An 18,404-nucleotide genomic window follows, 5' to 3' on the forward strand; every position below is an offset into this window, starting at 1 on the left:
ACCCGGGTGGGTCATGCCGCCCGATATCTGCAAATATGACGCGATCAGGCCATATAGCGCAATTATGGCGTCAGTATAGGCCCGTGTAACCGCCGCCGACCAGACGGTGAGTGCACGGCATCAGACTTCGACAAGCTCGGCCGCCTGTTCAACGCCCACCGACACCAGCCGCGACACGCCGGGTTCCTGCATGGTGACCCCCATCAGGCGATCGGCAGCCTCCATCGCCACCTTGTTATGCGTAATATAAATAAATTGCACGTCCTGCGACATCTCGCGCACCAATTTTGCATAACGCCCCACGTTGGCGTCGTCGAGCGGTGCGTCCACTTCGTCCAGCATGCAGAAAGGGGCCGGATTGAGCTGAAAGATGGCAAACACCAGCGACAGCGCGGTGAGCGTCTTTTCGCCACCGGAGAGCAGGTGAATGGTGCTGTTTTTCTTGCCCGGCGGGGTGGCCATGATCGCCACGCCGGTCTCCAGCAGATCGTCGCCGGTCAGCGACAGCCACGCCGAGCCGCCACCGAACACGCGCGGGAAAAGCTCGCCGAGGCGACGGTTGATGTCGTCGAACACTTCACGAAAGCGCGTGCGGGTCTCCTGATCGATGCGCCGGATCGCCCGCGTCAGGGTCTCCAGCGCCTCGGTCAGCTCATCGTGCTGGCCCTGTAGATAGTCGCGCCGCTCGAGCTGCTGGTCGTACTCCTCGATCGCCGCCAGATTGATCGCCCCCAGCCGACGAATTTTGTCGCTGACCGACTCCAGCTCACTCTGCCAGCCGGCCTCCTCGGCATCCTCGCGCAGCTGTTCGCCCAGCGCGGCGGCATCATGGCCCAGTTCGACGAGCTGCTGCTCCTGGGTTTCGGCCTTGAGGCGCAGCGCCTGCACCTCCATACGCTCGCCCTCGAGGCGCTCGCGCAGCGACGCCAGCTCACGCTCGTGAGTCTGGCGGGTCTGCTCCAGTTCGCGCAGGGTATTGGCGACCTCGCCGGCACTGTCGCGGCACTCGTTGAGACGGCGCTCCTCGTCGCTGCGCTGCGACAGCGCCTCCTCCAGCGACTGCTCGAAGGTTTCGATCGGCTCGTCGACCTCTTCACGCTGCTCGCGCAGCGTCGCCAGTTTCTCCTCCAGCCGCTGACGCTGCTCGTGGGCACGCTGTCGCTGGGCTCCGAGTCCTTCGCGCTCGGTGGTCAGCCGCTGGCGCTCGAGCGTCAGGGCGTTGAGCCGCTCGCGCGCCGGCGCCAGCCGCTCGCTCTGCGCCTGACGCGCCTCCGACGCCTCGCGGCGCTGGCGCTCCAGCGTCTCGCGCCGCGCACTGTTGTCCTCCACGGCGGCCAGCGCGCGGTCCCACTGCTCACGAGCGCTCTCCAGTTCCAGACGGCGCTCCTCCAGCCGCTCGCGCAGTTCCTCGAGCTCCTCGGTCAGTTCGGTGTCACGTCCGCGCAGGTGCTCGAGCCGGGTGGCCAGTTGCGACGCCTCCAGCGCCAGCTGTTCACGGCCGCGCTGGTGTTCGCGCTGCTCACCGAGCAGTGTCTCCAGCCGCTCGGCCTGCTGCGTGCGATGCTCCCTGAGCGCCTCGATATCCGTTTCGATCTGCACCAGCCGCTCGTCGAGCTCGCCCAGTTCGTCATTGATACGGTCGCGCCGCTGACGGTTGGCAATCACGCTGCCGCCGCCGCTCTCCTCCAGCCGGCGCTGCCCCCAGTGGCGCGAAAGCCAGAGTCCCGAGGGGGCAATGACGCTGTCGCCGACGTCGAGGCGCGCGCTCAATGCCCAGGCCCGGTCGTCATCGGCCGCGGTATGAATGCGTTCGAGCAGCGGCGCCAGCGCACCGGCACCCTCGACCCGGGCAGCCAGCGTGTCGGGGGGAGCCACGGCGGCGGGCGCCGCAGCGTCGAGCAGGGTCAGCGCGCCGCCGGGCAGCGGGTCGAGCGCGGCGCGGAAGGCGTCGGCGTCGACCAGCCGCGCCGACAGCCAGGGAGCGAGTACAATGTCCACCGCTGTCTCCCAGCCCTCGGCGACCTTCAATCGCTCCGCCAACGGCGGCGCATCCGCCAGTCCACTGTTGGCAAGATGATCGGCCAGGCTGTCGTCGTCGCTCTCCAGTGCGGCGCGCAGCAGCGCCTCCAGCGAGGCGCGCTCGCCTTCCAGCACGCTGCGCCGGCCGGCGAGATGTTCGCGCTCGCCGGAAAGCCGTTCCAGTTCGCTTTCGTGCTGCTGCTGGGCCTCGCGCAGTTCGAGACGCTGCGATTCGATCCCTTCGAGTTCAAGGTCGCGCTCGGCAAGGCGCTCGGCGGCCTGCTCGCGCTCTTCTTCGAGCGCGGTGCGCGACGGCAGCTCGGCGCGCTGGCTCTCCAGTCTGGCGATGCGGGCATTGAGGTCATTGATCGCCTCCTCCAGCCGCTGCACTTCACTGCGGCTGCGCTCGGCGCCGTGCTTCGCTTCGCTGTCGCTGTCGTTGAACGCCTGCCACTGCTCCTGTGCCTGCTGCTCGCGCTCGCGGGCGTCCTCGAGGCTCGCCTCGGCCACTTCGAGCGCCTCGCCGGCCTCCTCCAGCTGCGGCGTCAGCGCTTCGAGGTGGCGGTCGATCTCACCAAAACGGCGGTCATCGTCGCCGCTCATCTCGGCCAGTTCGTTCAGGTCACGCTCGGCGCTGGCGATATCCGCCTCGCCCTGCTGACGCCGGGCGCGGGCGCTCTCCAGCTGCTGTTCAAGGCGGGCGATGGTGGCGGCGGTGTCGTAGAAGGCGCGCTGGCGCGCTTCCAGTTTTTCGCTCAGTTCATCGTGGCGTTCGCGGGACTGTTCCAGCTGGTTCTCGCATTCACGCAGCCCCAGCAGGTTGCGCTCGACGCCGTTTTCCAGCTCGCGCTGCTGGCTTTCGCGAGCGTGTTGACGGGCACGCAGGGCACGGGCGCGAATCAGCGCCAGCTCGCCTTTCAACTGGTGCTCGCGATTTTTCAGCTCGCGATAGCGGCGCGCCGCTTCGGCCTGACGCTTGAGCCGTTCGAGCTGCTTGTCGAGCTCCTCGCGCAGGTCGTCGAGCCTTTCGAGGTTTTCGCTGGTGCGCCGCATGCGGTTTTCGGTTTCGCGGCGGCGCTCCTTGTAGCGCGAGATGCCGGCGGCCTCTTCGAGGGTGGCGCGCAACTCCTCGGGGCGCGCCTCGATCAGCCGCGAGATCATGCCCTGACCAATAATGGCGTAGGAGCGCGGCCCCAGCCCGGTGCCCATGAACAGATCGGCGATATCGCGGCGGCGGCACTTCTGGCCGTTGAAGAAGTACTGCGACTGGCCGTCGCGCGTCACCAGCCGGCGCACGGCGATCTCGGCGTACTGCGCCCAGGCACCGCCCAGCCGCCCCTCGCGGTTGTCGAAGGTCAGCTCGATGGAAGCCTGCCCCACCGGTTTGCGTGCGGTGGAGCCATTGAAGATGACATCCGCCATCGACTCGCCGCGCAGGTATTTGGCCGAGGACTCGCCCATCACCCAGCGCACGGCGTCGATCACATTGGACTTGCCGCAGCCGTTGGGCCCGACAATCGCCGTCATATCGGTATCGAACGGCACCGTCACGGGGTCGACGAAGGACTTGAATCCGACCAGCTTGATGGATGTCAGGCGCATGCCGGCGGTCTGCTCCGGGAAAGGGCGATCAAACGCGCCACTTTACACCCTACGGCGGATGCGCTCTACGTTGAGACTCAACCCACATGACACCCGCAGAAGTAGATCAGAGCTGCTCGACATCAAAAACCGAGGCGTCCGGTGGCATACGGTTATTCACCAGCGTGACCACCCAGGGCTCGAGCTCGGACGGATCGAACATGCCGCACTGGGCCAGTGCCCGTCGAAAGTCCACGTTTTGCCCGAGATAGTCGAGCAGAACCCGTGAGGCCGCCGGCTTGCGACCGCGCTTCAGGGGGCCGCCGGTCTGAATGCCCAGCAGGTAATCAACGCCGGTGTGATAGGAGGGGTAGAGCGTCATTTGCGTAATCGACGAGGAGAGTACGCATTCGTTCTCGACCACGGTGATACGCTCCCCCAGCAGAAACGCAATGCCCTCGTATCTGGAGACCACCCGGGCGCCGTGCGCGCCCGGCGGGCCTCGTTCGATATTTTTCCACAGATAGTGGCCGTCACGGTGCCCCAGAACCGCCAGCGAGCGGACAATCAGACCGGGATGGCTATAGGAATAAAAGTAACGGAAATAGGCGCCGCAGTAGCGGTCAAGCGGTGCCGAGGCGTTGCACAGACGCCTGAAGGTAGGGCCAAGAATATCGGCTTTTTCGCTGAGCCCGGGGCGGCGGCGCAGTGACACAAGTTCGGCAAAGCGAGACGGCTCCATGAGGAGTTCGGCCTCGGTAACGCCGAAGAAATCGCAGATCCGACGCATGTTGTAGCGCGACGGATGGACGCTGCCGGCAAGATATTTGTTGAACTGCTGACGGTTGATGCCGACGCGCCGGCAGACTTCGGCGATCGAAGGCAGCACGCTGCAGGCGCAGGCCAGATTAAGCGCAAGATTGTCGTCACTCATCCTGCTTAAGCTAACTGAAGCACAAACAAAGTCAACTTGCGAAAGGCAGCGAAATGGTGGGCTTGAGATACCCATGACAATCTTTCAGGGCTTCGGATTGGAGAGCCCTGTCATCATGAAACATTCTACCGCCCGGCAAGAGGTCATCGAACAGCGACACGTCGAAATCAGACTGGCCGATGGCTGTCGCCTTGCCGCCCGAATCTGGCGTCCGCGCAACACGATACCGGTTCCCGCCATCGTCGAGTATCTCCCCTATCGCAAGGGCGACCATACCCTGCCCAGAGATGCGGTACGCGCGCCGTGGATAGCTGCTCACGGCTACGCCTATGTACGCGTCGATATCCGCGGCAGCGGCGAGTCCGAGGGCATCATGACAGACGAGTACACTCATCGTGAGCTACAGGATGGCTGCGAAGTCATCGCCTGGCTGGCCGAACAGGTCTGGTGCGATGGCAACGTCGGCATGGTGGGAATCTCGTGGGGCGGTTTCAACGGTTTGCAGATTGCTGCGCTGCAGCCGCCGGCACTGAAAGCGGTCGTCTCGATCGCCTCTACCGATGACCGCTACGCCGATGATGTCCACTATATGGGCGGCACCATGGTGATCGACCAGATCTCGTGGGCATCGCACATGTTCGCCATCAATACCCTGCCTCCCGATCCCGAACTGGTCGGCGACCGCTGGCGCGATATGTGGTTGGACCGCCTGCGTGGTTCCGGCCTATGGCTGAAAAACTGGCTGGAGCATCAGCGCCGCGACGACTTCTGGAAACACGGCTCGGTTTGCGAGGATATTACGCAGATCAAGGTGCCGGTCTATGCGGTAAGCGGCTGGGCCGATGGCTATACCCGTACCGTATTTCGCCTTATGGAAACCCTGCAGGGCCCCAGAAAAGGCCTTGTCGGACCCTGGGCCCACAAGTATCCGCATATCGGCGTGCCCGGTCCGGCCATCGACTGGCTACAGGAAGAACTGCGCTGGTGGGACCAGTGGCTCAAGGGTATTGATACCGGCATTATGTCGGAGCCACCGCTGCGCCTGTACATGCAGGATCACGCCCGGCCGGCCAGTTACTATGCCCATCGCGACGGTCGCTGGATCGAAGAGCCGGCGTGGCCATCGCCCAACGTTGATCGCGTGTTTTACGCCCCGGGAGCGGATGCCAGTCTGGTCGAAGGCGTGGCATCGCATCAGGCAGGCAGACTTGCCCTCCACTCGCCACTTTCCACGGGAATCGCCGGCGGCAAATGGTGCTCCTATGCCCGCCCGGGCGATCAGCCGGTCGACCAGCGCCGCGACGACGCTGGCAGCCTTGTGTTTCAGACCGCACCATTGACGTCTGACCTCGAGATTCTTGGCGATGCTCGCCTCGATCTCACCTTCAGCGTTGACCAGCCGGTGGCGCAGCTTGCCGCCAGGTTGGTGGATATCGCCCCCGACGGCGCGGCGACAAGGGTGAGCTATGGACTGCTCAACCTGACTCATCGCCATGGCCATGAAACTCCCGAGGCACTGGTGCCCGGCGAAACCTGTCGTGCCAGCCTGGCATTCAAGCATATCGCTCAACGCTTGCGTCGCGGCCACCGCCTGCGCCTCTCACTGTCCACCAGTTACTTCCCGGTGGCCTGGCCATCGCCGCAGCCGGTCACTCTCACCCTCGATACCGGTGCGACCCTGCTTGAGCTGCCGGTACGACATGCAGGGGATGATCGCCCCTCTGCGTATCCGGACACACCTCAGGGCGCACCGCCGCTGGCAGTGGAAACCCTGCGCTCGCCGCATAGCGACTGGGTGGTGCACGAAAGCCTCGCCAGTGGTGAAACCCGGGTGGTAGTGACCAACGACAGCGGCGCCCAGCGCATTATCGACAATGGTGTCATCAGCGATGCCACTACCGTAGAGAGCTACTCCTTTAACGCTACCGACTGGCGCTCCTGCCGCGGCCATGTGGTCAGTGAGCTGGCTTTTGGACGCGAGGGATGGGGCATTACCAGCCATACCGAGACCGAAGTGACGGCCAGCGCCACTCACTTTCGGATTCGCGCCCATCTGCGCGCCTGCGAAAGCGACGAAGTCGCTCATGAAGAGCGCTGGGATCTGGAAATACCCCGCGATCTCGCCTGAGTCTGTCAAGCAGATTGCGCAATATGACGCTCAATATGCGTCAATTTGCGAAAATTGCGAAATTGGCGTGATCGATTCAGGGGATCATGATGAAACGCAACATGGCGTGCATCGTGCGCCCTGAAGCCAACAACAAAGTGTCCCGTTACAAGGACCATGGGAGAGCCCCTATGCCGCATCACCCCTCTTTCATACCCGGGATCGGCCGCCGCAGCTTTCTGAAAGGTGTCGCGGCCACCGGCATCGCTGCTGCCATGCCGATCAGCGCACGGATCTGGGCGCAGCAGGGACAGACCCTGCGGGTCAGTGCCTACGCCGACATCGATGAACTCGATCCGGGGTTTTATCAGAACGGCTACAACGTCGATGTGATGAACTGCATCTATACCAAACTGATCCGCTACAAGCCCGGGCGCGAATGGGACTGGGAACTGGAGGCGGCAGAGACGATCGAGCAGGTCGACGACACCCACATTCATTTCAGACTCAAACCGGGTCTCATGTTTACCGGCGGCTACGGCGAAATTACCGCCGAGGATGTCAAATTCTCCTTCGAGCGAGTGCTGCTCCACGACAGCCCGGTAAAAAGCGACTGGGGGCCGCTGGACCATGTCGAGGTGACCGGCAGGTACGAGGGCACCATCGTGCTCAAGAAGCCTTTCGTGCCGCTGTGGACTATCGCTCTGCCCTACGGTACCGGACATATCGTCTCCCAAAAGGCAGTGCTGGAAGCCGGCGACGGTGGCGATTTTGGCATGAATCCGCCCTGCTTCTCCGGTCCCTATATTCTCGAGCAGTGGAAACCCAACCAATCTATTTATCTGGTCCGCAATCCCGACTGGAACGGAGAGGCTCCGGGGTTCGACAACATTCGTATTCTGCCCATGGATGATACCAAGACCGCCGAGCGTGCCTATGAGGCCGGTGATCTGGACTTCACCCGAATCACGCTATCGTCACTGGCCCAGTTCCGAGACAACAGGCCCGCCAACACCGTGATCGAGGAATACCCCTCTCTCTATTATGTGTGGCTGGGCATGAATATCGATAATCCGGCGCTGAGCGATATCAACCTGCGGCGGGCGATCCAGTACGCCATCAATGTCGACCAGATCATCGACGCCGCCTATTTCGGCGAGGCCAAACCGGCGAACGGGCTGATCGCACCGGGCCTGCCGGGACATCGTGAGAAGCCGACGGTGCCGATTGATGGCAACCTCGACAAGGCACGCGAATTTCTCGCCGCCGGCGGCGGCCCACCTCGCGAGCCGCTGACCATTGACGCACTCAACGCCACGGTGTGGAAGACCATGGCCGAAGTCATCCAGGCACAGCTGATGCAGATCGGTATCCAGACACGCATCAATGTCCAGGATAGCGGCTCTTTCTGGACCATTGGCATGGAGAGCGAAGGCGATCGCTGGAAAAAAATGCAGCTGGTGCTCAACCGCTTCTCGATGCTGCCGGATCCCTATTACGCCACCAGCTGGTTTACCAGCGACCAGGTGGGGATCTGGAACTGGGAGCGCTTTTCCAACCCGGAGTTCGACAGGCTCCAGCAGCAGGCCCTCAGCGAGACCGACCCCGACAAGCGTGCGGCCATGTATCGCCGCATGCAGGATCTCATGGAGGCCAGCGGTGCCTACAAGTTCATCACGCATGAAGGCACGCCGGTGATGTATCGCAAGGGGCTCGAGCCGGCACTGCGCCCCGACGGCCAGCCGCTTTACCCCGAGTTTTCCGGCACGCTCTAGCCCCGGGAGGTCAACCACCTTGCTACGCTACGCTCTGCAACGCTTCGCCCTGTCGGTGGTGATCGTCATGGTTGCGATCGCTATCCTTATTGTGATGCTGCATGTGGTGCCCGGGGATCCCGCCGTCATGATTCTCGGTCCCCGCGCCACTCCCGAACTGATCGCGCAGACGCGACAGTCGATGGGGCTCGACCAGCCGTTGCCGATCCAGATTCTGACCTTTTTCGGCAATATCCTGCACGGCGATCTGGGGCGGGATGTGTTCACCAACCGCTCGGTGGCACAGATCGTCTTCGAGCAGTTGCCCTATACCCTGGTGCTCATCTCGGTCGCCATCCTCTGGTCGGCCGCGCTGGGTATCGCACTGGGCTGCTATTCGGCGCTGCGGCGTAACACCTGGCTCGACACCCTGAGCGGCATTCTATCGGTCGGCACCATTTCGATTCCCTCTTTCGTGATGGCCCTCTACGCCGTGCTGGTGTTCGCCGTGTGGCTGGGCTGGCTACCCTCGATCGGTGCCGGCGAAGGATTGGGCGGCAGCATTATCCATCTGATCCTGCCGGCATTCGCGATCGGTATCTCGTGGGTGGGCTATGTCGCGCGCATGGTGCGCGCCTCGATGCTCGAAGTGATGAGCTATGCCCATGTGCGCATGGCCCGCGCCTTCGGCCTGCGCGAGCGGCTTATCACCACCTCGCACATTCTCCGTATCGCAGTGCAGCCGGCCGTCACCCTGATCGGCACTGGCGTGGCGCATCTTTTCTCGGCCGCCGTCTTTGTCGAGGTCATCTTCGCTCGTCCCGGGATCGGCGCGCTGATCGTGCAGTCGGTGAACGAACGCAACTATCCGATCGTGCTGGGTGCGGTGCTGGTTACCACCGCCATCATCGTATTGGCCACCCTGATCTCGGACCTTGTCATCGCCTGGCTCGACCCGCGTCAGCGTGAGGAGCTATAACCATGAACGAGACCTCGGCCACCTCCCCCACAGCGCCGGATGCCGACGACAGGCTGTTGTCGGAACCCTCATTGCTCACGCGCAGCCTGCGCCTTGTTGGCGGCAACCGCAGCGGTGCGATCGGCTTTGTATTGGTTGCGCTGATCGTCTTCGCCGCCATTTTTGCCCCCTGGCTTGCTCCCTACGACCCCACCGCCATCATGACCGGTCCGCGTATGGCGCCCCCTTCGCCAGAACACTGGCTGGGGACCGACAATCTCGGTCGCGACCTGCTGAGTCGCGTCATTGCTGGCGGCCGCGTCGCCATGCTGGTTGCCGCTGCCGCCCTTGGTGCAGCACTTACCGGTGGTCTGTCGCTGGGTCTGATAGCAGGACTGGGGCCGCGCTGGCTGGACAATACCCTGCTGCTGATCTTCGACGCCCTGCGCTCCTTTCCAACCATCGTCTTCGGCCTTGCTGTAGTGACCATTATCGGCCCCAGCCTGTTCACCGTCATTCTGGTCGTGGCGATCACCTCGATACCCATCTATGCCCGCATCGTGCGCACCCAGACGCTGGCACTGAAAAACGTCGAATTCATTCTCGCCGAGCGCGCCATGGGAGCCGGCATAGCACGCATTCTTTTCGTACACGTACTACCCAATGTGCTGGGACCACTGCTGATTCTTGCCTCCATGGATGTCCCCCTGGTGATTGCCACCGAGGCAGGACTGAGCTTTCTGGGTATGGGAGTACGCCCGCCAACGCCTTCATGGGGCGTCATCCTCAACGATGGCTACAACTTCATCCGCAATTCGCCATGGCCGGTCATCAGCGGGTCGATTCCGATTATTCTGGTTACCCTGGGATTCACTTTCATGGGCGAAGCGCTGCGTGACATCTTTGACCCCAGACTGAGGAGAACCCACTAATGGCGCTCACCGGGAATACGACGGCGGCTGACGCCGGGCCGCTGGTGGCCATCGATTCGCTGTCGGTGGACTTCGACACCGCCGGCGGTACCGTTCATGCGCTGCGCGATGTCTCCCTCGAGGTACAGAAAGGGCGCGTGCTGGGCCTTGTGGGAGAGAGCGGCTGCGGCAAGTCCACCCTCGCCTACTCACTGATCGGCCTGTTGGCCGATAACGCCCGGGTGGTCAATGGAGCGATCCGCATGGGGGACAGAGATCTGGCCGGTCTGAACGCCGCCGGCTGGCGCGATCTGCGCGGCCGACGCATCGCGATGATTTTCCAGGATCCGATGACCGCGCTTAATCCGGTGCTCAACATCGGGCGGCAAATGATCGACATCCAGTACCGCGAGTCACTCTCGAAAGCCGAAAAACGTGCGCGCGCGATCGAATTTCTGGGTCAGGTACAGATTCCCGATCCGGCCGCCAGACTCGACGTCTATCCACACCAGCTATCGGGCGGCATGCGGCAGCGCGTCTGTATCGCCATGGCCCTGTTGACCCGCCCCGACCTGCTGATCGCCGATGAGCCCACAACGGCTCTCGATGCCACGCTCGAGATGCAGATCGTCGATCTCCTGCGCGAGCTCCAGCAGCGCTTTGGCTGCGCGGTGCTGTTTGTCTCGCACCACCTCGGCACGGTGGCCGAGCTCTGCGACGACGTGGCGGTGATGTACGCCGGTGAGATGGTCGAGAAGGGAAGCGCCAGGCAGATTTTTCACCACCCGCAGCACCCCTATACCCAGGCGCTGCTGGCGTGCGACCCGGCCCGTATTGGCATCGCTACCCGACAGCTGCCGACCATTCCGGGCAGCCTGCCCGACCTGCGTCGCCCACCTGTCGGCTGTGCCTTCCGCGCGCGCTGCCCGCAGGCGTGGGGGCGCTGCGCCAGCGACCATCCGCCGCTTTACGTCGCACAGACGCATCACGGCGCACGCTGTCATCTGCTGAATCCCGAGGAGGGCAAAACGTGAGCCTGCTGGAGGTCGACAAGCTATACATTCGTTACCCGCGCCAGGGGCGCATCGCTGCAGCACTGCGCGGCGAGCCACACGATTTCGAGGCCGTGCGTGACGTCTCCTTCACCCTCGAAGCCGGCCGGACGCTGGGCCTGGTCGGTGAAAGCGGCTCCGGCAAGTCCACTGTCGCCCGTACACTTCTGGGCCTCAAGAGGGCACACAGCGGGTCCATCGTCTTCGCCGGCAGCGACATGGTACGCGCTTCAGGCCGCGAGTGGGCGCGCCTGCGGCGGCAGATGTCGATGATGTGGCAGGATCCTGTCGGCTCACTTTCACCGCGGCTGACGGTAAAGTCGTTGGTGACCGAGCCGTTGCGTATCCATGGCCGGCGCGGCGGCCGCGCCGAGGCCGAACGACTGCTGGAGATGGCAGGACTACCCAAAGAGTTCGTCGGCCGCTATCCGCATCAGCTTTCGGGCGGCCAGGCGCGACGCGTGGGAGTGGCCCGGGCACTGGCGCTCGACCCTGTGCTGCTGGTCGCCGATGAGCCCACCGCGGGGCTCGACATGTCAGTGCAGGGCGAGGTACTCAACCTGCTCAACGACGTGCAACGTCGCACGGGCGTCGCCATGCTGATCATTACCCACAACCTTAATCTTGTCCGTCATGTCACTGATAGCATGGCCATCATGTATCTCGGCCGCTTCGTCGAGCAGGGGCCGACCGACGCTATCTTTGCGCATCCGCGGCACCCCTATACCGAAGCGCTGCTGGCTGCCAACCCCGAGCCGGATCCCGACAAGCGCCATGACAGCCCTTCCCTGACCGGTGAGGTCCCCAGCCCGTTGAATCGGCCAACGGGCTGTGAATTTCATCCTCGCTGCCCCCATGCCCATCCCGACTGCGCCAGTCAGATACCACAGTGGGCCCGCGGGGATGAACGTCGCTATAGATGCCACTATCCGTTGAACGTCTCTATCGGCGCCGAAGTCTGACTCTCCTCCGAGCGGCGATGCCCATTACCCGGCACGCGTTTTTTGTGCGAGGATGGAGGAAAAACCGGATCCCGTTTGAGCGCCGGACAGCCTGCTACCCTCGAGGGAACTGCACCATGTCGAGTCACGCCGAGCCCCGTTTTCTGCACCGCACCCCCAATATTCCATTGGCCGAAGAAGCCTGGGAGGAGATCGACCCCGACGAGCTGGTCGATATCCCACTGTTGGGCACCGTCTCCGCCGGCATGCCGATCGAGGCCTGCGCCGACAGCGAGACGGTACAGGTCCCCTCGCGCATGGTGCGGCGCAACACCTATGCCCTGCGGGTGCGCGGCGATTCGATGATCGACTGCAATATCCACGATGGCGATATCATCATCATCGAGAAACTGGAGTCGGCGGAGAACGGCGAGACTGCGGTGGTGATGATCAACAACCAGGAGGTTACCCTGAAGAAGGTCTATATCGACCACTCCGGTGTCAGGCTACAGCCCGCCAACGAGACGATGCCGCCGATCTATCTGAAAAACGATGATGTGCAGGTGCTGGGGCTGGTGATGGGCGTGGCCCGCCGGCCCGCGCCTACCGCGGCCTGATTCACCCGTCGAGATGCAACAACGCTATCCGATTCCCGACGTCGCCGAAGGCAGCTGGCACGAGGGCGAGCTGGAAGTACAGAAAAGCCGCTTTATCACCCGCGTGGGCTACGCCGCTACGGTGGAGGCCGTCCAGCAGTTGATCGACGCCGCGCGGCGCGACCACCCCGACGCCAGCCACCACTGTTCGGCCTTCATCGCCGGCGCGCCCGACGAGCAGAACGCCATCGGTTTCGCCGACGACGGTGAGCCCGGCGGCACCGCCGGACGGCCCATGTACCAGGTGCTGGCCGGCAGCGGGCTGGGCCGGATCGCGGCGGTGGTGATCCGCTACTTCGGCGGCACCAGGCTGGGCACCGGTGGACTGGCACGGGCCTACTCAAAGGCGCTGGCGCAGACGCTGGAGACGCTGCCGAGGGTCGAGTTCATACCCCGCCTAACGCTGGTGCTGACCACCGACTTCGCCCTCGAACACGAGCTGCGCCGCTGGGCCGAGGAGCACGACGCCACCATCGCCGCGGCTGACCACGACGCCCGCGGCGTCACCCTGAGCATCGCCTGGCCGGCCGATCGCGAGCCGCATCTGGATGCCCTCGAAGTGCGTCTGCGCGGACGACTGGGTATCGTCGACGCTGCCACAACCAACGCCTGATCCGGCGACAGGGTAAAGTGGGAGTGGTGACGTCGCGCCCTTTTGCCATTATCGTTATCGATAATCAGCCCTGCCTGACGACGGCACTGCCCCACTTCTTGCCATAACCCTGCACAGGAGATACTTCGCGCCATGCGTCTGCCCTTCTCGCGCCACAATCCTTACCCCTCGATCCGCAGCGCCACCTACGCCACCGGCGGTATGGTTGCCGCCTCCCAGCCGCAGGCCGCGCAGGTCGGCCGCGATATGCTGGCGCGCGGCGGCAATGCGGTGGATGCCGCCATCGCCACCGCCGCAGCGCTGACGGTAGTCGAGCCCACCGCCAACGGCATCGGCGGCGATGTTTTCGCCCAGGTGTGGATGCGGGATGAAAAGCGGCTGCACGGTCTTAACGCCAGCGGCCACTCCCCCGCCACCCTGACGCGCGAGGCGGTTCAGCAGGCAGGCCACGAGAAAATGCCGCTGTACGGCTGGACGCCGGTCAACGTACCCGGCGCCCCCTCGGCGTGGGCAGCGCTGTCGGAGCGCTTCGGCCGACTGCCGTTCGCCGAACTGCTGGCACCGGCAGTTCGTCTGGCGCGCGACGGTTTTCCGGTGTCACCGGAGATCAGCGAGCAGTGGAAGCGCGCCGTGCAGCGCTTTCGCCCCGAGTTCACCGAGGAGTCGACGCTGGGCTGGTTCGATCTCTTCGCGCCGCAGGGCCGCGCCCCCGAACCGGGCGAGGTGTTTGCCAGCGAGCGCCACGCCACCACCCTCGAGTCGCTCGCCGCAACCCACTGCGAGAGCTTCTACCGCGGTGAACTGGCAGATAGGATCGATGCCTTTTCGCGCGCGACCGGCGGCTATCTGCGCAAGGAGGATCTCGCCGCTCACGAGGTAGAGTGGGTCGAGCCGATCAGCGTCAACTATCGCGGCGTGGATGTATGGGAGATTCCCCCCAATGGCCAGGGCATCGTCGCCCTGATGGCGCTCAACATGCTGCGAAGCGATCACGATCTGCATTCACGTGACGATATCAGCGTGCTGCACCGCCAGTGCGAAGCGATGAAACTCGCCTACACCGACGGCCACCAGTTCGTCACTCAGCCCGACTACATGAAGGTCGGCGTCGAGACGCTGCTCAGCGAGGCCTACGGCGCCGCGCGCCGTGCCGAGATCGGCAGCCGCGCCCTCGACCCCACACCGGGCAAACCCCGGGCCGGCGGCACGGTCTATCTCGCCACCGCCGACGGCGAGGGCAACATGGTGTCGTTCATCCAGAGCAACTACCACAACTTCGGCTCCGGGGTGGTGATTCCCGGCACCGGTATCGCGCTGCACAACCGTGGCCACGGTTTCAGCATGGACCCCGATCACATCAACGTGGTGGCACCGCGACGCAAGACCTTTCACACCATTATTCCCGGCTTTCTGACCCGTGACGGCGAGGCGCTCGGCCCCTTCGGCGTGATGGGCGGTTTCATGCAGCCCCAGGGCCATATGCAGGTGGTGATGAACCTGGTCGACTTCGGTCTCAATCCGCAGGCGGCGCTCGATGCGCCGCGCTGGCAGTGGACCGGTGGCCGCCAGATCGCCATCGAGCACGGCTACCCGCCCCATCTGCTGCGTCAGATGGCCGAGCGCGGCCACCAGATCAGCTACGCCTTCGACTATGCAAGCTTCGGCCGCGGCCAGATGATCATTCGCGATCCGCGCAGCGGCGTGCTGTGTGGCGGTACCGAGCCGCGCACCGACGCGGCCATCGCAGTGCTCTGATCATGGCCGACAAGCGCTATACGAAACGTCAGCTGGGCCTGTGCCTTGCCTTTACCCGCATCGGGCTGCTCGGTTTTGGCGGCGGGCCGTCGATGATTCCGCTGGTACACGCCGAGGCGGTCAAGCGCTACGGGTGGATGAGCGACGACGAGTTCTCCGACGTGCTCGCCATCGGCAATACTCTGCCCGGACCCATTGCCACCAAGATGGCCGGCACCATCGGTTACCGGGTGGCCGGCACGATGGGGGCAATCAACGCCGTGCTGGCGGTCACACTGCCCTGCATTATCGCCATGATCGCGCTGCTGGGCCTCTACATGGCCTACCGCGATCAGCGCTGGATTGCCGGCATGGGCCAGGGGGTGGTGCCGGTGGTGATGATCATGATGGTGCAGCTGACGTGGGATTTCTGGCAGAAATCGCGCCAGACGCTGGGCTGGTGGATCGCCGCCCTGATGGGGCTGGTGGCCGCGGGGCTGATCTACGCACTCGGCATCCACCCGGGCATCGTGATCGCAGCGCTGCTGGTCGCTGCCCTGTTGCGTCCCGAGAAAGGCTGGAAAAAGCGCTGGAAGCAGCGTTGGCAAAGGCGTCGCAAGGGTCATAACGAGGAGTCCGGGACATGATCTACTGGCAGCTGTTTCTCGCCTTCTTCATTCCCAACATGATCGGTTACGGCGGCGGCCCGGCGATTATCCCGCTGATCGAAAATGAGGTCGTGGGCCGCTACGGCTGGATGACCTCGCAGCACTTCGCCGAGACGCTGGCGCTGGGCAACTCACTGCCCAGCCCCATCGCCACCAAAATGGCGGGCTATATCGGCTATGATGTCGCAGGCCCTTTCGGTGCGGTGATCGCGGTATTGGCCACTGTCACGCCCTCGCTTTTGCTGATGCTGTGCGCGCTGGGGCTGCTGACCCGCTATCGCGACTCGATCAAGGTCAAGTCGATGAGCCAGTGGGTGCGTCCGGTGATCATGGTGCTGATGGGCGCACTGGTGTGGTCGTTTTTCAGCGAGGGCGTATCCAGCGCCGGGCTGTGGAGCACGCTGGGCATTGGCGCAGTGGCCGCGGCGCTGTTGATGGGCACCAGGATTCATCCGGCGCTGGTGGTCTGCCTGGGGCTGGGCTACGGCGCGCTCTTTCTGGGCGGCTGAGCGCCGCTCGCAGGCGTGTTCAGCGCGGTGTGGTGGCCTCTACCAGGCCCCGCAGCCCGGCCTGCCAGACGGTGCGGATATGGTCGTCGATCACCTCCTGCGCCTGCTCGTCGCTGCCCTCGCGCAGGGCATCGACGATCATGCTGTGGCGCGCCACCGAGACGAGCATCGCGTCACGGTGTTCGTCGTCGTTGCGCAGTCGGTGGCTGGCACTGAGCGACAGCCGATGTATGTGCAGCATGCAGCGTGACAGCACCGGCGCCAGCAGCGGCAGCTCGGCGTGGCGAAAAAGCGTCAGGTGAAAGTCGTGGTCGCGCTGCACCAGCGCGTAGTCGTTGCCGGCCAGCACCTGCTCGCGCATGGCGTCGATCAGCGCCGCCAGTTCGTCGATCCCGTCGCTGTCGATGACCGCCCGCGCGCGGACGATACCGCGACGCTCCAGCTGCAGCCGCAGCGCCAGCAGCGCCTCGGCCTCATCGACGGAGATGGTCGCCACATGGGTGCCACGGTAGCCGTCACGCACCACCAGACCATCCTCGGCAAGACGCATCAGCGCCTCGCGCACCGTGCCCTGACTGGCGTCGAACTCGCGCGCCAGCGCGATCTCGGTCACTGCCGTGCCGGCCTCACGCGCGCCAAGCATGATCTGCTCGCGCAGGCCGTGATAGATCCGTACCGCACGGGATCCCTTCGTCATCCTGCTGCTCCTTCCGGCCACTGCCCCAACGGTTATCGATATCGATAGCGTCACATCCTATCATCTCGAGCGCCAACCCTTGCCAAAACGGCGGCGCTCATCATTATGGAAGCGCTACAACCGCTGTACGATTATGGAATTGTCATGAGCGCGCCTCTGCCCACCTGCCCCAACGACCTGCCGTACGCACGCACCGGCGCCATAGGCCTTGCTCCCATGGAGGGGGTCATCGACTCACGTACCCGCGCCCTGCTGACCGGGCTGGGCGGTTTCGACTGGGGCGTGACCGAGTTCGTGCGGGTCACCGACACCCGACTGCCCGGGCGGGTCTTTCAGCGCTTCTGTCCGGAGCTGGCCCACGGCGCCCGTACGGCTTCCGGTGTCCCCATACACCTGCAGCTTCTGGGCTCACGCGCCGATATGCTGGGCGAAAACGCCCGTGTCGCCGCGGCACTGGGCGCAACGGCGGTGGACATGAATTTTGGCTGCCCGGCCAGAACGGTCAATCGCCACGACGGCGGGGCTTCGCTTCTGAAAACACCGCAGCGCGTTTTCGAGGCGGTCGATGGCGTATCGCGAGCCCTGGCGGGCAGCGGTGTGCCGGTAACCGCCAAGCTGCGGCTCGGCTTTGACGACAAGACGCTGGCGCTGGAGTGCGCCCGTGCCGCGGAGGATGGCGGGGCGGCGCGTTTGGTGGTGCACGCACGTACCCGCCGAGAAGGCTACCGGCCGCCGGCTCACTGGGCGTGGGTGGCACGCATCCGCGAGCGAGCCGGCGTCCCGGTGGTGGTCAACGGCGATATCTGGACGCTGGAGGCCTGGCACAGTGCCCGCGAGGTAAGCGGCTGCCGCGATGTAATGCTGGGCCGAGCGGCGCTGGCCGACCCCTGGCTGGCGGCACGCATTCGCCACTGGCAGTACAGCGGCGAAACGCTGCCCGCCACGCGCTGGAGCGACCGCGTCGGCGTGCTGCTGGACTATGTGGCACAGCTCGGCGGCGAGACTGGCCCCGGGGTGGTGCTGTCACTTCTCAAGCAGTGGCTCAGCATCATGAGCCAGCATGATAGCGAGGCGGCGGCGCATTTTGCGCATCTCAAACGCATCCGCGACCTGGCGACGTTTTTGGCGGCGCTGCGCGAAAGTCGCGAAGCGCCGCAGTCCGCGACACCATAACATCGAGTAGGGTGAGGCGTTACCGCCTCATCCCTCTCACAGAACCGTACATACGGGCCACGTATACGGCTCATGCCATTAACTTACCCCGAACTCG

At 64.3% G+C, this 18,404-nt stretch carries 15 protein-coding genes; 12 read left to right on the forward strand and 3 right to left on the reverse strand.

Going from position 1 to position 18,404, the window contains the following annotated elements; translation table 11 throughout:
* Nucleotides 1-120 precede the first annotated feature (120 nt).
* Complete coding sequence (gene smc / locus H146_RS0113430) at nucleotides 121-3,621, reverse strand: chromosome segregation protein SMC (protein ID WP_019952399.1); 3,501 nt, start codon at nucleotides 3,619-3,621, stop codon at nucleotides 121-123.
* Between the two features lie 106 nt (nucleotides 3,622-3,727).
* Nucleotides 3,728-4,534 (reverse strand): helix-turn-helix domain-containing protein, encoded by an 807-nt coding sequence (locus H146_RS0113435; RefSeq protein WP_019952400.1) that lies wholly within the window; start codon nucleotides 4,532-4,534, stop codon nucleotides 3,728-3,730.
* Between the two features lie 115 nt (nucleotides 4,535-4,649).
* Here H146_RS0113435 and H146_RS0113440 point away from each other — a divergent pair, with 115 nt between their 5' ends.
* From H146_RS0113440 to H146_RS0113490, 11 genes are all read left to right on the forward strand, one after another.
* On the forward strand, nucleotides 4,650-6,662 hold the full coding sequence (locus H146_RS0113440) for a CocE/NonD family hydrolase (protein WP_051091023.1): 2,013 nt from the start codon (nucleotides 4,650-4,652) through the stop codon (nucleotides 6,660-6,662).
* 170 nt (nucleotides 6,663-6,832) lie between these two features.
* Nucleotides 6,833-8,416: an ABC transporter substrate-binding protein gene (locus tag H146_RS0113445; RefSeq protein WP_019952402.1), complete on the forward strand. Its 1,584-nt coding sequence runs from the start codon at nucleotides 6,833-6,835 to the stop codon at nucleotides 8,414-8,416.
* Nucleotides 8,417-8,435: 19 nt separating this feature from the next.
* The gene (locus H146_RS0113450; RefSeq protein ID WP_019952403.1) at nucleotides 8,436-9,374 is read left to right on the forward strand and encodes an ABC transporter permease; all 939 of its coding nucleotides are present in this window, start codon (nucleotides 8,436-8,438) and stop codon (nucleotides 9,372-9,374) included.
* Nucleotides 9,375-9,376: 2 nt separating this feature from the next.
* Nucleotides 9,377-10,285: an ABC transporter permease gene (locus H146_RS0113455; RefSeq protein WP_019952404.1), complete on the forward strand. Its 909-nt coding sequence runs from the start codon at nucleotides 9,377-9,379 to the stop codon at nucleotides 10,283-10,285.
* Complete coding sequence (locus H146_RS0113460; protein WP_019952405.1) at nucleotides 10,285-11,298, forward strand: ABC transporter ATP-binding protein; 1,014 nt, start codon at nucleotides 10,285-10,287, stop codon at nucleotides 11,296-11,298. The genes H146_RS0113455 and H146_RS0113460 overlap by 1 nt, the downstream gene beginning before the upstream one ends.
* Complete coding sequence (locus tag H146_RS0113465) at nucleotides 11,295-12,278, forward strand: oligopeptide/dipeptide ABC transporter ATP-binding protein (protein ID WP_019952406.1); 984 nt, start codon at nucleotides 11,295-11,297, stop codon at nucleotides 12,276-12,278. The genes H146_RS0113460 and H146_RS0113465 overlap by 4 nt, the downstream gene beginning before the upstream one ends.
* 116 nt (nucleotides 12,279-12,394) lie before the next feature.
* Nucleotides 12,395-12,874, forward strand: coding sequence for a transcriptional repressor LexA (gene lexA / locus H146_RS0113470; RefSeq protein ID WP_019952407.1), 480 nt, complete (start codon nucleotides 12,395-12,397; stop codon nucleotides 12,872-12,874).
* A gap of 13 nt (nucleotides 12,875-12,887) precedes the next feature.
* Nucleotides 12,888-13,526 carry an IMPACT family protein gene (locus H146_RS0113475; RefSeq protein ID WP_019952408.1) on the forward strand — a complete coding sequence of 213 codons (639 nt, stop codon included), beginning with the start codon at nucleotides 12,888-12,890 and terminating at the stop codon, nucleotides 13,524-13,526.
* A 132-nt stretch (nucleotides 13,527-13,658) separates the two neighbouring features.
* Nucleotides 13,659-15,281, forward strand: a complete 1,623-nt coding sequence (locus H146_RS0113480) for a gamma-glutamyltransferase family protein (protein ID WP_019952409.1) — start codon at nucleotides 13,659-13,661, stop codon at nucleotides 15,279-15,281.
* A 2-nt stretch (nucleotides 15,282-15,283) separates the two neighbouring features.
* A complete protein-coding gene (locus H146_RS0113485; RefSeq protein WP_019952410.1) occupies nucleotides 15,284-15,907 on the forward strand; it encodes a chromate transporter in 624 nt (207 codons plus the stop codon).
* Nucleotides 15,904-16,437, forward strand: coding sequence for a chromate transporter (locus H146_RS0113490; protein WP_019952411.1), 534 nt, complete (start codon nucleotides 15,904-15,906; stop codon nucleotides 16,435-16,437). The genes H146_RS0113485 and H146_RS0113490 overlap by 4 nt, the downstream gene beginning before the upstream one ends.
* 19 nt (nucleotides 16,438-16,456) lie before the next feature.
* Here H146_RS0113490 and H146_RS19400 read toward each other — a convergent pair whose 3' ends face one another.
* Nucleotides 16,457-17,134, reverse strand: coding sequence for a GntR family transcriptional regulator (locus H146_RS19400; protein WP_019952412.1), 678 nt, complete (start codon nucleotides 17,132-17,134; stop codon nucleotides 16,457-16,459).
* A 144-nt stretch (nucleotides 17,135-17,278) separates the two neighbouring features.
* On the opposite strand from H146_RS19400, the gene H146_RS0113500 reads away from it, so the two are divergent.
* Complete coding sequence (locus H146_RS0113500) at nucleotides 17,279-18,307, forward strand: tRNA dihydrouridine synthase (protein ID WP_019952413.1); 1,029 nt, start codon at nucleotides 17,279-17,281, stop codon at nucleotides 18,305-18,307.
* The last annotated feature ends 97 nt before the right edge of the window (nucleotides 18,308-18,404 follow it).

The organism is Kushneria aurantia DSM 21353, assembly GCF_000382245.1.
Classification (GTDB): domain Bacteria; phylum Pseudomonadota; class Gammaproteobacteria; order Pseudomonadales; family Halomonadaceae; genus Kushneria; species Kushneria aurantia.

Coding starts and splice junctions, on each gene's coding strand:
- H146_RS0113500 (WP_019952413.1), top strand. CDS start 17,279: ATGAGCGCGCCTCTGCCCACCTGCCCCAACGACCTGCCGTACGCACGC.
- H146_RS19400 (WP_019952412.1), bottom strand. CDS start 17,134: ATGACGAAGGGATCCCGTGCGGTACGGATCTATCACGGCCTGCGCGAG.
- H146_RS0113475 (WP_019952408.1), top strand. CDS start 12,888: ATGCAACAACGCTATCCGATTCCCGACGTCGCCGAAGGCAGCTGGCAC.
- lexA (WP_019952407.1), top strand. CDS start 12,395: ATGTCGAGTCACGCCGAGCCCCGTTTTCTGCACCGCACCCCCAATATT.
- H146_RS0113440 (WP_051091023.1), top strand. CDS start 4,650: ATGAAACATTCTACCGCCCGGCAAGAGGTCATCGAACAGCGACACGTC.
- H146_RS0113485 (WP_019952410.1), top strand. CDS start 15,284: ATGGCCGACAAGCGCTATACGAAACGTCAGCTGGGCCTGTGCCTTGCC.
- smc (WP_019952399.1), bottom strand. CDS start 3,621: ATGCGCCTGACATCCATCAAGCTGGTCGGATTCAAGTCCTTCGTCGAC.
- H146_RS0113480 (WP_019952409.1), top strand. CDS start 13,659: ATGCGTCTGCCCTTCTCGCGCCACAATCCTTACCCCTCGATCCGCAGC.
- H146_RS0113460 (WP_019952405.1), top strand. CDS start 10,285: ATGGCGCTCACCGGGAATACGACGGCGGCTGACGCCGGGCCGCTGGTG.
- H146_RS0113445 (WP_019952402.1), top strand. CDS start 6,833: ATGCCGCATCACCCCTCTTTCATACCCGGGATCGGCCGCCGCAGCTTT.
- H146_RS0113455 (WP_019952404.1), top strand. CDS start 9,377: ATGAACGAGACCTCGGCCACCTCCCCCACAGCGCCGGATGCCGACGAC.
- H146_RS0113435 (WP_019952400.1), bottom strand. CDS start 4,534: ATGAGTGACGACAATCTTGCGCTTAATCTGGCCTGCGCCTGCAGCGTG.
- H146_RS0113490 (WP_019952411.1), top strand. CDS start 15,904: ATGATCTACTGGCAGCTGTTTCTCGCCTTCTTCATTCCCAACATGATC.